General features: G+C 51.0%; 1 protein-coding gene and 1 pseudogene. Both read left to right on the top strand.

Annotated features, from left to right (window positions below; all coding sequences use genetic code 11):
- Positions 1-125: 125 nt before the first annotated feature.
- A pseudogene (locus AACY50_RS28610) lies at positions 126-482 on the top strand (IS66 family transposase); the annotation flags it as partial.
- Between the two features lie 26 nt (positions 483-508).
- The gene (locus AACY50_RS28605) at positions 509-874 is read left to right on the top strand and encodes a RidA family protein (protein ID WP_339539935.1); all 366 of its coding nucleotides are present in this window, start codon (positions 509-511) and stop codon (positions 872-874) included.
- The last annotated feature ends 227 nt before the right edge of the window (positions 875-1,101 follow it).

The following is a 1,101-nucleotide window of genomic DNA, read 5'->3' as shown; positions in this document are numbered from 1 at the left end:
AAGCAGCATCTTAAGTAATGCGGCTCTGCGTTCAGGTGAATAGTACGGCACGACCAGTCTCTTTCCGCCCCCGATATGCTTTTTTTGGAAAAACCGGAGAGGCGACAACTATCCTGACACCGGGGGAAGGATCGGCTATCGCCAAAGCACTGGATTACAGCCTCAAACGCTGGATGGCTCTGGCTCGTTATGCCAATGATGGCGCCGTGCCGATAGACAACAACCAATGTGAAAACCAGATTCGGCCGTGGGCTCTTGGACGCTCGAACTGGTTGTTTGCGGGCTCGTTACGAAGCGGTAAACGCGCAGCGGCGATCATGAGTTTGATCCAGTCTGCGCGACTTAATGGGCATGATCCGTACGCATACCTGAAGGATGTGTTGTCGCGGCTTCCAACACAAAAATTGAGCAAGATTACAGAATTGCTACCACATAAATGGGTGCGATCCGACGATCTGTTGAGACCCCTAAATCTAAATTAAGAAAGCCCATAAACAAAGGAACGAGCATGACTACAAGTGAGATCACTAGAGTTCGCGGTGCTTATCAAGGTAGAAACCGATCTAGCGCATACAGAGATTTAGTCTGGACTGTGGCCACCGCCACGGACACCACGCAAAATATTGCTGACCAGACTCGTCAAGCGCTCGAAATCATCGAAGGTAATCTCAACGAGCTGGGGTCAGACAAGCAAAGCATTGTCAGTGCGCAGGTTTACATAGCAAGAATGGCGGATAAGCCTGTGATGGACGAAGTATGGTGTGATTGGTTCGGTGCTAACCCGCAAAGCTGGCCTCAGCGTGCTTGTTTGGGCGTAGCTTTGGAGGGGCGTGTTCTGATTGAGATCACATTAACTGCTATACGAAAGCAATGAGGCAGTTCTGCCCCTTGCCGCCGCGCACTAGATCATTATTACACCGTGCAAAGCCTTTGATTCACACCGCTGATCGTCCGACAAGGTGTAATGCCTGGACGCCCCCCGGTGTCAGGATAGTTGTCGCCTCTCCGGTTTTTCCAAAAAAAGCATATCGGGGGCGGAAAGAGACTGGTCGTGCCGTACTATTCACCTGAACGCAGAGCCGCATTACTTAAGATGCTGCT

Origin of the sequence: Pseudomonas sp. RA_15y_Pfl2_54 (assembly GCF_963971015.1) — a bacterium.
Classification (GTDB): domain Bacteria; phylum Pseudomonadota; class Gammaproteobacteria; order Pseudomonadales; family Pseudomonadaceae; genus Aquipseudomonas; species Aquipseudomonas baetica_A.
The sequence above is the reverse complement of the archived record's forward strand: the minus strand, read 5'-3'. Positions and strand labels throughout refer to the sequence as shown.